A 15,050-nucleotide genomic window follows, 5' to 3' on the forward strand; every position below is an offset into this window, starting at 1 on the left:
TATTCCTCGTAGTTGTAGTATGGTTTTTGGAAATTTTTCTAATACAACTTTTTTCATAAAAGTATTAGAGATTTACTACCGATTTAAATAAAAAAACATCTGCACCATGTGAGTACAGATGTTTTTTATTATGACAAGTTTATATTTTAAATTTACTAAACCACCAATAAATTCTGTAAATATTTCCAGATGATTGAAATTCTTTGGTTTTGGAAAAGATAACAACAATAACATAAGATACAACTTTTTCATGATTTTTTTCTTTCCAAGTTTAGTTGAAATATCAATGCCGTCTAGTCTAATACAAAAAATCGAATAGATGGCTATTCATCTATTCGATCTTTCATCTGTTTTAATATTTTCTTTTCAAGCCTTGATACTTGAACCTGTGAAATTCCAATTCTCTCTGCTACTTCTGATTGAGTTTGATCTTTATAATAGCGCAAATATACAATTAAACGTTCGCGCTCATCCAATTCTCTAATCGCCTCTTTTAAGGCGATTTTATCAAACCATTTCGTTTCTGTTTGATCTGCAATTTGATCTAAGATTGTAATAGGATCTCCATCATTTTCATAAACCGTTTCATGTATGGATGATGGAGTACGGCTCGCTTCCTGTGCAAGAACCACTTCTTCTGGCGTTAGTTCAAGCGCCTCTGCTACCTCATTAATTGTTGGAGCCCTTCCATATTCTTTAGAAAGCTCATCTTTCATTTTTCGAATTTTATTTCCAGTCTCTTTTAAAGAGCGACTTACTTTCACTGATCCATCATCACGCAAAAATCGCTGTATTTCTCCAATAATCATTGGAACTGCATAGGTTGAAAATTTCACTTCAAAAGACAAATCAAATTTATCTACCGACTTCAAGAGCCCAATACAGCCAATTTGAAATAGATCATCTGGTTCATATCCTCGATTGAGGAAGCGTTGTACAACCGACCATACAAGACGCATATTACTTTGGACTATCGTATCTCTCGCCCCTTGATCTCCATCTTGACTTTTTTGAATTAACGCTTTTAACTCGTGGTCCTTTAACTGAGGCTTCTTCTTCTCATTTCTGACCTCTATGTCCATAGGCAATTCTCCTTAATTGCATAGAGCGTTACGATTTGATAAGTATTTTGTCAAATGGATTGTTGTCCCGAAAGATTCATTTGAAATGACTTCTACTTCATCCATAAAATTTTCCATGATAGTAAATCCCATTCCGGAACGCTCTAATTCAGGTTTAGTTGTAAAAAGAGGTTGCCTTGCCTCATCTAAGTTAAAAATGCCAACCCCTTCATCTCGAATCGTGAGTTTCACCATTGCTTCTTCCAAAATCACTGAAATGTAAACAACACCTTCAGCATTCCCTTCATACCCATGAATAATTGCATTTGTGACTGCTTCAGACACAACTGTTTTAATCTCTGTCAATTCCTCCATCGTTGGATCCAATTGTGCGATAAAAGCAGCAACTGTAACACGAGCGAACGACTCATTTTGACTTAATGCTGAAAATTGAAGGTTCATTTCATTTCTCATTTATGCCACCCCCAATGTCGCGAGCGCATGCGCTTCACTTTCTTCTAAGCGAATGATTTTAAACAGACCTGACATTTCAAATAAACGTTTTACAGGAGGTGAGATTGCACAAACGACCATCTCCCCTCCTAAACTTTTAACATGCTTGTATCTGCCTAATATAACACCAAGACCAGAACTGTCCATAAATGTTAATTTTTCTAAACTTAATACAATATGATGAATACGATGCGTCTCAATCATATCCGTTACTTTTGCTCGCAACTCTTCAGCAGTATGATGATCTAGTTCACCCGCCAGCCTTACACATAAGACATCACGCTTTACTTCTAAATGCACGGAAAGACTCACACGATTTCCTCCTTATGCTTAAACTTTACTCATGTACATAAGATTTTCGTGAACATAAAATAAGAATCCTTCCTACTGACAAAAGAAGTACTATTTCGCCATAATGTGAATCTTTCAGCAATTATTCTACCTTTTTCATGTATATAGATAGAATAGCGGCAATATTTTTGCCGCTATTTCGATGTTGAAAACGTCCCTAAACTTCTTTTAAATAGCTCCCACCAGCTTGCTGCAGCAACATCTTCTCTCGCTACAATCGTTTGCTTTAATAAAACATCCTTATCTTTTTTAATAACAAGTGTACCGAGTGCATCACCTTTTTTAATTGGTGCTTTTACTTTCTTTTCAGCAATAACTTCCTGTTTTACCTTGTCCATATTCTCGCCTTTTTTCATCAAAAGAGATACGTTTTCTGATGCAACTAAATCTACCTTGTCTTTCTTACCTTTTCCTACCTTTACGGTTTGAATTTTTTCACCACGCTTATACAATTTTTTCGTTGTATATTGTCCAAATGCATAATCAAGGAGCTTTGTTACTTGATTGTTACGTTCTTTTGATGTTGGAGCTCCCATGACAACAGAAATGACACGCATGCCATTTTTTTCAGCTGATGCTGTTAAACAATATTTGGCTTCTGTTGTAAAACCTGTTTTTACCCCATCCACCCCAGGATAAAAACGAACTAATTTATTCGTATTCACAAGCCAAAACTTTTTCTCTGTATCTTCTCGTAAGTAATCTTCATACTTTCCTGTATATTTTCGAATGAGTGGATACTTCATCAACTCTTTCGCCATAATTGCCATGTCATATGCTGTTGAATAATGATTTTTCGCTGGAAGACCCGTTGGATTTTGGAAATGTGTATTTTTCAATCCTAAATCCTTTGCTTTTTTATTCATCATGTTTACAAAACCTTCTTCTGAACCAGCGATATGCTCAGCAACTGCAACAGATGCATCATTTCCCGATGCAATTGCAATCCCTTTTAGCATTTCATTCACTGTCATTTCTTCACCCGGCTCAAGAAAGATTTGTGAACCACCCATCGAAGCTGCATGCTCACTTGCTCTAACTTTATCCTCTAGTTTTAGTTTTCCTTTTTCAACTTGTTCCATAATCAATAGCATTGTCATAATCTTTGTCATACTAGCAGGTGGCAATTTTTCATTTGGACTTTTCTCAAATAAAACTTTACCCGTATCTTGCTCAATAACAATTGCTGACGATGCTTGCTCCGCTAACTTCGGTCCTGCTTCTATTTCTGTTTTTTCAGACTGCGCTTTCTTAGATTCTGCAAAGCCAACCGAAACACCAGAAAATAGCAACATGAAACAAACAAGTATTCCAAAAACTCGCCTCATGACTAACCCTCCATTCTATATCAAACCTATTTTTTCCAATCGACGTGTTTTTATACCATATTTTTCTATAAATTCGTATTGACAAATAAATTCATTACATATATTGTATTAGGTGTATTACATCTAGTAGTACACTCAATATTCATCAGGAAGGAGACATTGCTCTTGCACATTCAACTCGATCCAAGAAGCAACACTCCGATATGGGAACAAATTGTTCAAAATATAAAAGAACTCGTACTAAAAAATATGTTAGCACCAAACGATAAACTACCATCTGTACGTGAACTCGCTTCACTTCTTGTCATTAATCCAAATACAGTAAGCAAAGCGTACCAGGCGTTAGAACGACAAGGAATTATTGAAACACTGCGAGGAAAAGGTACATTTGTCTCCCAATCGATTACACCAACATTAGATGAAAGGAAAATCGCTATGGTTGAAAAACACTTCCATCAATTATTACTAGAGGCTTCTTACCTTGGGATTACGAAAGAAAAAATTCACGATTGGATAGATTCGTACTATAAAGAACTAGGAGGGAATACAGATGCTAAAAGTGACGAGTCTCAAAAAAACAATTGATAATCAAGTCATTTTAGACAATATTTCTTTCACATTACAAAAAGGAAGTATTGTGGGATTACTCGGAAGAAACGGTGCGGGGAAAACCACTTTACTTCGAACACTCGTTGGTATTTTAGACCCAGATAAAGGTACTGTTACATACGACGATATGGATGTTCATAAGCATCCAGAAATTAAACAGAAAATAGCTTATGTGCCGGATTCTACTAATATATTAAGCGGATATACAGTAAAAGAAATTGCGAAGTTTTATAAGGCTGTTTATACAAACTTTAATGAAGAATATTTTTATCAACTGCTAGAGCGTTTCAATTTACCTGAAAAACGCATTCGTAGTTACTCACGCGGTATGAAAGCACTTCTTGCTATGATTTTAGCTTTTTGTACAGGCGTAGAATACATTATTTTAGATGAACCAACAAATGGACTTGACCCGATTGTAAAAAGACAAATTTTACAATTCTTAATTGAAGAAGTAGCAGAACGTGAGATTACCATTCTCATTTCTACTCATCACTTAGATGAAGTGGAAAAAATTGCAGACACGGTTATTATTTTAAAAAATCATACGATTGCTTCGATTACAGCGTTAGAAGATACGAAATCTCGCTACGCAAAAATACAAGTTGCCTACGAACGTTCATTGCCGCAAAAACTAGAAAATTTAAATAATATAAAAATATTAAATCAAACAGGAAAAGTATATACCATTTTAATTGAAAGCAATGTAGCTATTACGTTAGAAAAATTCCATAAAGAGCAACCTCTTTTATTAGAAGAATTACCAATGTCACTCGAAGATATATTTGTCACAACGTTTGAGGAGGATTCACATGTTTCATAAAGGTTTATGGATACGACAATGGAAACAGGGGAAATATATTATTCTACTGTTTTGGTTAACTAGTTTGTATCAACTCCCTTATAAATATTATCAAGCAGCACAAACGGCGCTAAATCATTCAAAAATGAAGATTGATGACTATACGTACTACTACTCCTACTCTTTTCAAACACATGATGGTGTCGTCCTCTTTCAAGGAGCTGCTCTTATTGCACTTGCTTGTCTTTTAATTGGATGGGAACGTAACAATCAATTAACTGATTTTCTATTCTCGATGCCTTTTAAACGAAAAGATATTTTTTTAACAAAATGGTTGCTTGGCGTTTTGAATATTATTACAGTGCAAATTGTTTGCTGGATTAGCATGTACGGAATAAAAAACATGTCGTTTCACAATGAGTATCAAATCTTTACTCCGTTCCATAGTTACTTTCTATATGCTACGGTTGTACTCATTGCTATTTATACATTCACCTTATTTATCGGAACCATTACTGGACATATTTTCTCGCAAAGTAGCTTAACGGCAATTTTATTATTTTTACCATACGGTTCCGTATTATTAATTTCTGGATTCATTTATACCCATACACAATGGTCTTTAGAGGCAATGGGAGAAATAGAGAGACATACTGATGAGTACTTACAACATGTAGGCATCATTTCACCATTAGAATCATTTTCAATTACTTTTGATTACCACCCGATAGAAACATTTGATGACCAAGGGAATAAACTTTCTAGTGTACCACAGGACGATCCAATGGAGCATACTTCTGTACCTTCTCCTTGGACACTATTAACACCATTTGCTTACATCATGACCTTTTTACCATTATCAATTTTTCTATACACACGTACACCGAACGAACAAAATGGAAAAATACTATTGTTTCCTAGCTTACAAAAATGGTTCATGATTTGCACTGTTCTATGCTTCGGACTGCTTGGCGGTAGAATATTAGGCGGACGAGATGCACTTCTGTCTTATTATATTGGATTTTTCCTATTCGCTATCATAAGTTACTTCATTTTTACCCGTCTATTAAAATTGAAGTTTTCTTTTGGAGGGAAATAAGGTGAAACTTTATTCAGTGGGGATTTTCTGTATCCCTCACTGAATATTAGTTGAATTAATCGGGCTTTTACGGGCAGTTGATCCCCCACCTATCTCCCTCGTTTTTCTCTGAATTTTGAGGTGTGGGTCTTACTGCCCGTTAATGCAGGATAAATACGAATTGAGGTGGGTATATGTTTCAAAAAGCTTTATGGATGCGGAATTATAAACAAGGAAAATATGTAATTTGGCTCTTTTGGCTCAGTACTTTATACGCCTTACCATATAAATATTATACTAATGCACAGCACACTGCTGAGTATTTACGCACGACAACAGATACTTATTATATGTATCATTTAGAGGGAGCGGACGCTATACTGTTTCCAGGTCTTCTATTAATGGGATTAGCGATTCTCTTAATAGGATGGGAACGCAATAATCAAACAATCAATTTTCTTTGGTCTATGCCATTTAAACGGTCGCACTTATTTTTATCAAAATGGTTACTAGGCATTGTTCATATCGTAAGTGCGCTTAGTCTTAGTTGGCTTCTTATGTTTATCATCTATAAAAACACGATACACGTTCAATATCAATCCTTTTCACCATTTCATGTATACTTTGCTTATACAATCATTACGTTAATTGCAGTTTATACATTTACGCTCTTTATTGGGACGATTACAGGAAATATGATTTCACAAAGTGTTTTAAGTTACATTATTATCATTTTACCTTTATACATCTTTCAGCTTGCGTTCCCTTTTTTCGCACTACATATAGATTTATCACGAGAAGAGTACAATTATAATAAATATGCCCTTTATACAGAAAATGTAAGTGTTGTATCTCCACTTACTCATTTTCGTATTAACTATAACTACAATCCGCAGAGGGAAACTTTTGAGGATGAATTTGGAGACATACACACAGGACCTAATTACCATCATATCTCGCCTACTTTGACATTGTTAAGTCCTGCTATCTATATACTTATTTGTCTTCCATTAGGAGCTTATTTATATACACGCGCCCCAAATGAGCACAATGGAAAAATATTGCTATATCCAAGACTTCATAAGTATTTCTTAATCTGTACTTCTATTTGTTTCGGACTTCTTGGCGGTACTATTTTTATTGATGGTAGTAATTCTTTACCTCTTTACTATATTTATTTTATAGGGTCTGGCATACTGACATATATTATCTTGCAGCGACTGTTAAAACACAAGCTTTCTTTATATGCAAAATAACCTCCTCACCCCAAGGAGGTTATTTCACATTCTCTCTTCTTTTTCCATATTCCTTCTCTTCTTTCATTCCAAAACCATCGCCATTCTCTATTATTTGATCTGTAGGAGCTACAATACTTTCAGCAATTCTCCAATCTCCTTGCTCTTGAACAAATACTTGAAGAAAGTAATTCATTCCATTTAATTGATATGGAGTTTCTTTCTTCACTTCATAACGCACAGCAACGTAATACACTTGAACATTTTTATTTTCAAATTTAGAAACATATTGAGATAATCTCGGGATGTAATTTGAAGCTTTTTCAAGTGAAAGTTGTTTTACTTTTACGAGAGAAGAATTTGTAACATTGCGCAGTGTATCCTGCTCACGAATATTATTACTATGATGAAGTAAAATTGTATTCTGCATAGAACGAACCCATAATTTCGAATATAAAACAGGCTCATTACTTGCAATATAGTGCATTTCTTTTTGAACAACTTGGATTGGTGTTTTTGCATAAATCAATGTGCTAGAACATATAAAACTTCCAATCATAATTAGGAATGAGACGATATATTTCATTATTTTTCCTCCGATACTTTTTACTTAAAGTATTGGAGTTTCAAAATATTTTTATTCAAAAGAAAAAGGATAGGTAAGCATTTCGCTTCCTATCCTCATTTATTATAATACGCGACCAAATAGCTCTAATACCATTTCAATTTCTTGATCGCTCCAACCTTTAAATTTCTCTCTATAATATTCTTTACGTACAGCTTCCAGTTTTTCAGCCACTTCTTTTCCATGCTCTGTAATTTCTAAATATACAATACGACGATCTGAATCAGAACGTTTTCTCGTTACGAAGCCCTTTCGTACTAAACGATCTGTTACAGCTGTAATATGGCTAGATGTTACGTTTACTTCACTTGCAATTTGCGAAGCCATTTGTGGGCTCTTCCAAAATAACGCACGCAATACAGAAAACTCATTATATGGCATATGCTCTGAAAAACGTGTATTAATATCATTTTGTAATAAACGTATCATCTTTCGAAATGATGCAGATAAATCTAAAATCAGTGCTTCTCTTTTTTCGTTCACTAGCCTCGACCCTTTTTTATAATATTTACACATATTATAATCTATCAATACCTACATTGTATATGCTTTCTTTCCTTTCACTTCTCAATTATGTAACTTTTTACATACAATTTTCTCTCTCTTTCACTCATATACATATAAAAAGGATGGTGAGCAAAAATGCAAGTTGGCATGAACCCTTATTCACCTGATGTCCGCAATGGTAAACAAGCAACCATTACTGTGCAAGGAGAGGGAATTATAAAAGCAAAACCAAATGTCGTTGTATTAACAATTGGTATTAGAACAGACAATAAAGATGTGAAACAAGCACAAGAGGAGAACTCCATTCATTCTAGACAATTACTCGATGCACTTAAACAAATTGGTATCGCCGATAAGGATATAAAAACCATTTCATATACAATTACTCCCCAATATGAATATGTGAAAGAAAAAGCGCTATTACAAGGTTACCGAGTAGAGCATTTGTATGAAATTACCGTTTTAAATGTACAAAAAGCTGGGGAAGTATATGATATAGCTGTTACAAATGGTGCAAATGTAGCAAGAGGATTACGCTTTCTTATTTCCCATCCAAACGCGTACTATCAACAAGCACTCTTACAAGCAGTCCAGCATGCTCAAGAAAAAGCTCGTATCATTGCAAGTTCATATAATTTAAATATTAATCCCGTCCCACTTTCACTCGTTGAAGAATCGGCACAAGTTCCACGTGAATTTACGTCTCATGCTACTTTACAAGCACAAGCCGCTCCTCCAATTCAATCTGGGGAACTCGAAATCATCTCTACTGTTCGAGCCATTTTCACATATTTGTAGCACCAATTAACTTTTAAGTAACCGTTCTCATTATATTTATTGTAAAAAGATTATGTTCTGATATAATAAAGGACGGTGGGCCCTTTTCATAGGGATATCACGGGTGGGAGAGGGATATGAAAAAGAAGGTTTAACATGAAAGGAATACTCGAAAGAACATTTAAATTAGACCTACACCACACATCACCAAAACAAGAAATATTAGCTGGAGTGACATCATTTTTCACAATCGTTTATATTATGATTGTCAATGCGTCCATTTTATCAGATGCCGGCATTCCGCTTGAAGCAGGAATTTTGGCAACTGTTTTTAGCTCATTTGTCGGATGTCTATTGATGGCATTTTGGGCAAATGCACCTGCTATTCTTGTACCAGGTATGGGTGTAAATGCATTCTTCACGTACACAGCTGTGCATACGCTTGGATTAAGTTGGCAAGAAGCATTAGCAGCTGTCTTTATCGCCGGTATTATTTTTGCAATTGCCGCGTTTACACCGATTGCTCGCACGCTTTCATTATCAATTCCAAAGTCATTAAAAGAAGCGATCACTGTCGGTATCGGTTTATTCTTAGCTTTCATTGGCTTGCAAAAAGGTGGTCTTGTCGTTTCGAATCCGAACACTGCTGTTGCATTAGGAAAATTAAGTAATCCTGTTGTTCTAGCAACACTGCTTACTCTTGTTGTGGCACTTGTGTTATTTATTCGTAACGTACGTGGGAACTTTTTATGGACGATTGCAATTGGAACCGGTATTGCATGGATATTTGGTCTTGTTGATACAGGCCAGGTTGGAAATAGCTCATTTTCAATCTCAAACTATGGAGATGTATTTGGAGCTATGTCCTTTGGAAAGCTTTCTTCCTTACCGTTTTGGATTGCAACATTTTCCTTAAGCATGGTGCTTATTTTTGAGAACATGGGACTTTTACATGGATTATTAGAAGATGACCGTAAATTCCCACGTGCCTATCAAGCAAATGCAATTTCAGCAATGACATGTGGTCTATTTGGCACAAGTCCTACCGTTTCAACAGTAGAAAGTGCCGCAGGTATTACAGCAGGCGGTAAGACAGGTCTGACGTCTATCGTTACAGGGATGTTGTTCTTTGCATCACTGTTTGCTCTTCCGTTTGTAAAATTAATTCCTGATAGTGCCATTGCACCAATCTTAATTATTATTGGCGGCCTGATGATTTCAAACATTCAAGAAATCCCTCTAAACGACTTTTCAGAAGGATTTCCAGCGTTTTTAATTATCGTTATGATTCCGCTCACATATAGTATCGCCGATGGCATTGCGTTCGGATTTATTGCTTACCCTATTTTAAAGATCGCTCTTGGAAAGCATAAAGAAGTCGCGCCGTCCATGTATATCATTGCATGCCTATTCTTAGCCATGTTTGTGTTACACACTATTGGCTAGAAAAAACGCTGAGGGAGTTCCTCGGCGTTTTTTACTTAAACCAGCCTTTTTTATAAAACCAAACCATCATTCCTCCACCAATTAACACCATAATAGCTAAACAAATAAAATAGCTATATTTCCCTACTAATTCTGGCATATGCGCGAAGTTCATCCCATACACCCCGGCAATGAATGTGAGTGGCATGAAAATCGTCGAGAAAACAGTTAATGTTTTCATAATATTGTTCATATGATGAGAATTCAACGAAAAATAGCTATCTCTGATATCAGCTGTTAACTCTCGACTTGCTTCAATCATTTCTGAAAGCTTTAGCAAATGATCATGAATATCTTTAAAATAAATCTCATGGTCGCTTACACCATAAAACCTAGTGGAATTTAAAATACGATACAAGAGATCGCGCATCGGTATAATGGTACGCCTAAGCTTAGATAAATCCGCACGAATATCGAATACTTCCTCTAGTACACTCCCTGCTGTATCACCTGTTAAATTATCATCAATTGCATTTAAATGATCTTCAATATAGTAAACAGGTGCAAAGTAATCATCCACAATTTGGTCAATGATTGTATGTGCTACATGTAAGGAACTCTTCTTGATACGTTTTCTCTCGCCAAGCGTTGTCCACACTCTTTCAATCGCATTATTATGTGAAAAATGGAAAGAAACGATATAACGATCACTAACAAATAAATCGATCTCATGCGGTTCTAATCCATCTTCTCCAAATGCGTGGAGAACTAAAAAGTTATATCCGTCATAGAAATCCACTTTTGGCCTCTGAACATATTCTACACAATCTTCAATCGCAAGAGGATGGAACTTAAAATGCTCTTGCAAAATGTATGTATACTCTTCTTTTGTTGGCTTATATAAATCAAGCCAATACCATACGATATCTTCTCGTCCTGTTTCTTCTAACGAAACATCATATAATACTTCATCTTCTTTCGTTACTGCACAAATTCTAATCATAATTTCACCCATTAATATTATAAACAAAAAACAGTCAAAAAAGCCAAGGAGAAGTCTCCTTGGCTTTTTCAGCTTATTTCGTTACAATGCCATGCACAAGTTTCGGTGCATCCACATGTTCTTTCGTTATTTTCATGTTCTCATAAATTTTTTCTTTTACATCTTCTACATTTTCGCGGTTTGCGTAAATCGTAACAAGTGAGTCACCTTTTTTCACGCTATCCCCTACTTTTTTGCGAAGCATAAGTCCAACTGCTAAATCAATTTCAGATTCTTTCGTTGCACGTCCTGCACCTAAAAGCATTGCTGCTGTTCCAATTTCATCTGCAACAATTTCAGATACGTATCCATCTTCTTTTGCCTCTACCTCAATTTTAAATTGTGCTTGTGGCAGTTTAGAAGGATCATCAACAACTGAAGCGTCTCCGCCTTGCGCTGCTAGGAACGTTTTAAATGCTTCTAACGCTTTTCCGTTGTTCATAACTTCAATTAGTTTTTCACGCGCATCTTCTAAAGAAGAAGCTTTTCCAGCAAGGTATACCATTTGACTTCCAAGTATTAAACATAACTCTTCTAAGTCTTTCGGTCCTTTACCTTGTAATGTATCAATTGCCTCTTGTACTTCTAATGCATTACCAATGGCCTCGCCAAGCGGTTGACTCATATCAGAAATAACTGCCATTGTTTTACGACCAACATTATTACCGATACGTACCATTGCTTCTGCTAAACGTTTTGCATCTTCATCCGTTTTCATAAATGCACCTGCACCTGTTTTCACATCAAGCACAATTGCATCAGCACCAGCTGCAATTTTCTTACTCATAATAGAGCTTGCAATCAGAGGGATTGAGTTTACTGTCGCAGTTACATCACGAAGCGCATATAGTTTTTTATCGGCAGGTGTCAAGTTTCCACTTTGACCGATAACAGCAATTTTATTTTCATTTACAAGACGAATAAATTCATCATTTTCAATCTCTACATGGAACCCTGGAACTGCTTCTAATTTATCAATCGTACCACCTGTATGCCCTAAACCACGGCCAGACATTTTTGCAACTGGTACATCTAAAGCAGCTACTAATGGACCTAACACAAGCGTAGTTGTATCACCAACACCACCTGTTGAATGCTTATCTACTTTTACGCCTTCAATCGCTGATAAGTCAATTGTATCACCGCTATTTACCATTGCCATCGTTAAATCAGCACGCTCTTGTTCATTCATATCTTGGAAGAAAATTGCCATTGCAAGTGAGCTCATTTGATAATCTGGAATATCACCATTTGTATAGCCTTCTACAATAAAATTTACTTCTTCCGTCGTTAATGCATGTCCATCACGTTTTTTCGCAATTAGGTCCACCATTCTCATTGTAAACTCATCCCTTCATTTGTTTTACAATTGCTTTTACTAATGCTAAGAAATTAGATTTTACACGTTCTGTTGTTTCAATTACCTCATCATGATGAAGTGGTTGATCTAAAATACCAGCTGCCATATTTGAAATACAAGAAATACCAAGTACTTTCATACCAGCATGACGTGCAACGATAACTTCTGGTACAGTTGACATTCCAACCGCATCGCCACCAAGTGTACGAAGCATACGGATTTCTGCAGGTGTTTCATATACTGGACCTGTCATCGCAACATATACACCTTCTTGTATTTTAATGTTTAAATCAGTTGCAACTTGTTTTGCCATCATACGAAGTTCTTTTGTGTATGATTCAGACATATCAGGGAAACGTACTCCCATTTCAGAATCATTTGGCCCAATCAATGGATTGTGTCCCATAAAGTTAATGTGATCTGTAATTAACATTAGATCTCCTGGTTCAAATGATGTATTTACACCACCAGCTGCATTTGTTACAACAACTGTTTCTACACCTAGTTCTTTCATAACACGAACTGGGAATGTTACCTTTTGCATGTCATATCCTTCGTAATAATGGAAACGACCTTGCATTGCCACTACTGTTACACCTTGAAGTGTACCAAATACAAGCTGACCAGCATGACCTTCTACAGTTGAAACAGGAAATTCAGGAATTTCACTATACGGTACTGTTACAGCATTTTCGATTTCATCTGCTAATACACCTAGTCCAGAACCAAGGATAAGTCCTACTTGTGGTGTTTCTTGGAATTTCTCTTTTAAGTATGAAGCTGATTTTGTAATAAGTTCACGATTCATTATATTTTCCCCCTTATTTCTTTAAGTTGTTTAAGAAACTTGTTCCGTATTCTGGCATTGTTACACCGAAGTTTTCTGCTACTGTTGCACCAATATCAGCAAATGTTTGACGAAGTGCTAATTCTTCTCCGCCTTCTTTCATGCTTGGACTATATGCCAATAATGGTACATATTCACGCGTATGGTCTGTACCATGGTGAATTGGATCATTACCATGATCCGCTGTAATTAGTAATAAATCATCTTCTTTTAGTTTTTCAAATACTTCTGGAAGACGTGCATCATATTCTTGCAACGCCTCTCCGTATCCTTGAGGATCACGGCGATGACCAAACAGCGCATCAAAATCAACTAAGTTCAAGAAGCTAAGACCTGTAAAGTCCATATTTAGTGTATCTACAAGCTTGTCCATTCCATCCATATTCGATTTTGTACGAAGAGATTCAGTTACGCCTTCTCCGTCGTAAATATCAGAAATTTTGCCAATTGCAATGACATCATAGTTACTGTCTTTCAATTCATTCATGACTGTACGACCGAATGGTTTTAATGCATAGTCATGACGGTTTGGTGTACGTGTGAAGTTTCCTGGCTCTCCAATGAATGGACGAGCAATAACACGACCTACCATATACTTTTCATCCAGTGTTAACTCACGTGCAATTTTACAAATGCTGTATAGTTCTTCAAGTGGTACAACTTCTTCATGTGCGGCAATTTGTAATACGCTATCAGCGGAAGTATAAACAATTAGAGATCCAGTTTCCATCTGCTCTTGACCAAGTTCATCAAGAATTTCAGTTCCAGAAGCAGGTTTATTCCCAATAATTTTACGTCCTGTTTTTGCTTCTAATTCATCTAATAATTCTTTTGGGAATCCTTCTGGGAACACTTGGAATGGCTTATCAATGTAAAGACCCATGATTTCCCAATGACCTGTCATTGTATCTTTACCAGTAGATTTCTCTTGCATTTTTGTATAATAGCCAAGTGGTTTCTCTACTTTTGAAATCCCTTTCATTTCACGAATGTTACCAAGGCCTAATTTCACCATATTTGGCATTTGTAATCCGTTCATATGTTCAGCAATATGACCGATTGTATCAGAGCCTAAATCGCCAAATTTTTCAGCATCCGGTGCTTCCCCGATTCCTACTGAGTCCATTACGACTAGGAAAATACGTTTATATTTATTCATAACTGCAACCTCCTTTATGTTCAGTTCCACTCCTTGTAGTATGTTCAAAACGTTGTAAAGTGAAACTGCTATCAATGAGAATTCTCTCGTTTTCCACTTACTAAAACACTTCTTCAAGTCATGCTCCAACCCTCTTCGCTCTATTTTCAAACGAAGCAAAAAACTTTCCTGTTTTTTCTAAGTCAGATGTCAGACATCTCATGTTGATATCATAACATGTTTACGCTTTCTTTTTAATACATTTTCGTAGAAATTCTTATTTTCTTCACATTTTCTATTGTAATCCATTCTGCACTGAAGTGCTAATGAAATTATGATTTATTTCATTAAC

16 protein-coding genes are annotated in these 15,050 nt (G+C 35.9%); 6 read left to right on the forward strand and 10 right to left on the reverse strand.

Translation table 11 applies throughout. The features are described 5' to 3' along the window. Window positions 1-323: 323 nt before the first annotated feature. The 4 genes from sigF to QRY57_RS20155 form a co-directional block, all read right to left on the reverse strand. Window positions 324-1,082 carry an RNA polymerase sporulation sigma factor SigF gene (gene sigF / locus QRY57_RS20140; protein WP_026590094.1) on the reverse strand — a complete coding sequence of 253 codons (759 nt, stop codon included), beginning with the start codon at window positions 1,080-1,082 and terminating at the stop codon, window positions 324-326. 12 nt (window positions 1,083-1,094) lie between these two features. Continuing rightward, on the reverse strand, window positions 1,095-1,535 hold the full coding sequence (gene spoIIAB, locus QRY57_RS20145) for an anti-sigma F factor (RefSeq protein ID WP_026590093.1): 441 nt from the start codon (window positions 1,533-1,535) through the stop codon (window positions 1,095-1,097). Next, window positions 1,536-1,886, reverse strand: coding sequence for an anti-sigma F factor antagonist (spoIIAA, locus tag QRY57_RS20150; RefSeq protein WP_026590092.1), 351 nt, complete (start codon window positions 1,884-1,886; stop codon window positions 1,536-1,538). Between the two features lie 173 nt (window positions 1,887-2,059). Further along, window positions 2,060-3,253 carry a D-alanyl-D-alanine carboxypeptidase family protein gene (locus QRY57_RS20155; RefSeq protein ID WP_208017004.1) on the reverse strand — a complete coding sequence of 398 codons (1,194 nt, stop codon included), beginning with the start codon at window positions 3,251-3,253 and terminating at the stop codon, window positions 2,060-2,062. Between the two features lie 165 nt (window positions 3,254-3,418). Between QRY57_RS20155 and QRY57_RS20160 the strand changes: the two genes are divergently transcribed. From QRY57_RS20160 to QRY57_RS20175, 4 genes are all read left to right on the forward strand, one after another. Continuing rightward, the gene (locus QRY57_RS20160; RefSeq protein WP_208017003.1) at window positions 3,419-3,838 is read left to right on the forward strand and encodes a GntR family transcriptional regulator; all 420 of its coding nucleotides are present in this window, start codon (window positions 3,419-3,421) and stop codon (window positions 3,836-3,838) included. After that, a complete protein-coding gene (locus tag QRY57_RS20165) occupies window positions 3,804-4,685 on the forward strand; it encodes an ABC transporter ATP-binding protein (RefSeq protein ID WP_286015947.1) in 882 nt (293 codons plus the stop codon). Before QRY57_RS20160 ends, QRY57_RS20165 begins: the two co-directional genes overlap by 35 nt. After that, window positions 4,675-5,763, forward strand: a complete 1,089-nt coding sequence (locus QRY57_RS20170) for an ABC-2 transporter permease (RefSeq protein ID WP_286015948.1) — start codon at window positions 4,675-4,677, stop codon at window positions 5,761-5,763. The genes QRY57_RS20165 and QRY57_RS20170 overlap by 11 nt, the downstream gene beginning before the upstream one ends. A 173-nt stretch (window positions 5,764-5,936) precedes the next feature. Beyond that, the gene (locus QRY57_RS20175) at window positions 5,937-6,998 is read left to right on the forward strand and encodes an ABC transporter permease subunit (RefSeq protein ID WP_286015949.1); all 1,062 of its coding nucleotides are present in this window, start codon (window positions 5,937-5,939) and stop codon (window positions 6,996-6,998) included. A 19-nt stretch (window positions 6,999-7,017) separates the two neighbouring features. Here the strand turns inward: QRY57_RS20175 and QRY57_RS20180 are convergent, their stop codons facing one another. Both QRY57_RS20180 and QRY57_RS20185 read right to left on the reverse strand, forming a co-directional pair. Continuing rightward, window positions 7,018-7,563, reverse strand: a complete 546-nt coding sequence (locus QRY57_RS20180; RefSeq protein ID WP_286015950.1) for a hypothetical protein — start codon at window positions 7,561-7,563, stop codon at window positions 7,018-7,020. 102 nt (window positions 7,564-7,665) lie between these two features. Continuing rightward, entirely contained in the window at window positions 7,666-8,085 is a 420-nt protein-coding gene (locus QRY57_RS20185; RefSeq protein WP_208016999.1) for a MarR family winged helix-turn-helix transcriptional regulator, read from the reverse strand. A gap of 159 nt (window positions 8,086-8,244) precedes the next feature. Here QRY57_RS20185 and QRY57_RS20190 point away from each other — a divergent pair, with 159 nt between their 5' ends. Together QRY57_RS20190 and QRY57_RS20195 are read left to right on the forward strand one after the other, a co-directional pair. Then, the gene (locus tag QRY57_RS20190; RefSeq protein ID WP_286015951.1) at window positions 8,245-8,907 is read left to right on the forward strand and encodes an SIMPL domain-containing protein; all 663 of its coding nucleotides are present in this window, start codon (window positions 8,245-8,247) and stop codon (window positions 8,905-8,907) included. Between the two features lie 135 nt (window positions 8,908-9,042). Continuing rightward, window positions 9,043-10,332: an NCS2 family permease gene (locus QRY57_RS20195; protein WP_098301793.1), complete on the forward strand. Its 1,290-nt coding sequence runs from the start codon at window positions 9,043-9,045 to the stop codon at window positions 10,330-10,332. 31 nt (window positions 10,333-10,363) lie between these two features. On the opposite strand, the gene corA is transcribed toward QRY57_RS20195, so the two are convergent. The 4 genes from corA to deoB form a co-directional block, all read right to left on the reverse strand. Next, the gene (corA, locus tag QRY57_RS20200; protein WP_026590082.1) at window positions 10,364-11,326 is read right to left on the reverse strand and encodes a magnesium/cobalt transporter CorA; all 963 of its coding nucleotides are present in this window, start codon (window positions 11,324-11,326) and stop codon (window positions 10,364-10,366) included. A 61-nt stretch (window positions 11,327-11,387) separates the two neighbouring features. Next, window positions 11,388-12,692 carry a pyrimidine-nucleoside phosphorylase gene (locus QRY57_RS20205; RefSeq protein WP_026590081.1) on the reverse strand — a complete coding sequence of 435 codons (1,305 nt, stop codon included), beginning with the start codon at window positions 12,690-12,692 and terminating at the stop codon, window positions 11,388-11,390. A 7-nt stretch (window positions 12,693-12,699) separates the two neighbouring features. After that, window positions 12,700-13,521: a purine-nucleoside phosphorylase gene (locus QRY57_RS20210; RefSeq protein ID WP_026590080.1), complete on the reverse strand. Its 822-nt coding sequence runs from the start codon at window positions 13,519-13,521 to the stop codon at window positions 12,700-12,702. Between the two features lie 13 nt (window positions 13,522-13,534). Beyond that, window positions 13,535-14,719: a phosphopentomutase gene (gene deoB / locus QRY57_RS20215; RefSeq protein WP_208016995.1), complete on the reverse strand. Its 1,185-nt coding sequence runs from the start codon at window positions 14,717-14,719 to the stop codon at window positions 13,535-13,537. Between the last annotated feature and the right edge of the window lie 331 nt (window positions 14,720-15,050).

The sequence above is a fragment of the Bacillus arachidis genome (genome assembly GCF_030285945.1).
Lineage (GTDB): Bacteria > Bacillota > Bacilli > Bacillales > Bacillaceae_G > Bacillus_A > Bacillus_A arachidis.

Bases quoted from the DNA above. Each gene is read 5' to 3' on its own strand.
- sigF (WP_026590094.1), bottom strand. From the start codon at position 1,082: ATGGACATAGAGGTCAGAAATGAGAAGAAGAAGCCTCAGTTAAAGGAC.
- spoIIAB (WP_026590093.1), bottom strand. From the start codon at position 1,535: ATGAGAAATGAAATGAACCTTCAATTTTCAGCATTAAGTCAAAATGAG.
- QRY57_RS20155 (WP_208017004.1), bottom strand. From the start codon at position 3,253: ATGAGGCGAGTTTTTGGAATACTTGTTTGTTTCATGTTGCTATTTTCT.
- QRY57_RS20165 (WP_286015947.1), top strand. From the start codon at position 3,804: ATGCTAAAAGTGACGAGTCTCAAAAAAACAATTGATAATCAAGTCATT.
- QRY57_RS20170 (WP_286015948.1), top strand. From the start codon at position 4,675: ATGTTTCATAAAGGTTTATGGATACGACAATGGAAACAGGGGAAATAT.
- QRY57_RS20175 (WP_286015949.1), top strand. From the start codon at position 5,937: ATGTTTCAAAAAGCTTTATGGATGCGGAATTATAAACAAGGAAAATAT.
- QRY57_RS20180 (WP_286015950.1), bottom strand. From the start codon at position 7,563: ATGAAATATATCGTCTCATTCCTAATTATGATTGGAAGTTTTATATGT.
- QRY57_RS20190 (WP_286015951.1), top strand. From the start codon at position 8,245: ATGCAAGTTGGCATGAACCCTTATTCACCTGATGTCCGCAATGGTAAA.
- QRY57_RS20195 (WP_098301793.1), top strand. From the start codon at position 9,043: ATGAAAGGAATACTCGAAAGAACATTTAAATTAGACCTACACCACACA.
- corA (WP_026590082.1), bottom strand. From the start codon at position 11,326: ATGGGTGAAATTATGATTAGAATTTGTGCAGTAACGAAAGAAGATGAA.
- QRY57_RS20205 (WP_026590081.1), bottom strand. From the start codon at position 12,692: ATGAGAATGGTGGACCTAATTGCGAAAAAACGTGATGGACATGCATTA.
- QRY57_RS20210 (WP_026590080.1), bottom strand. From the start codon at position 13,521: ATGAATCGTGAACTTATTACAAAATCAGCTTCATACTTAAAAGAGAAA.
- deoB (WP_208016995.1), bottom strand. From the start codon at position 14,719: ATGAATAAATATAAACGTATTTTCCTAGTCGTAATGGACTCAGTAGGA.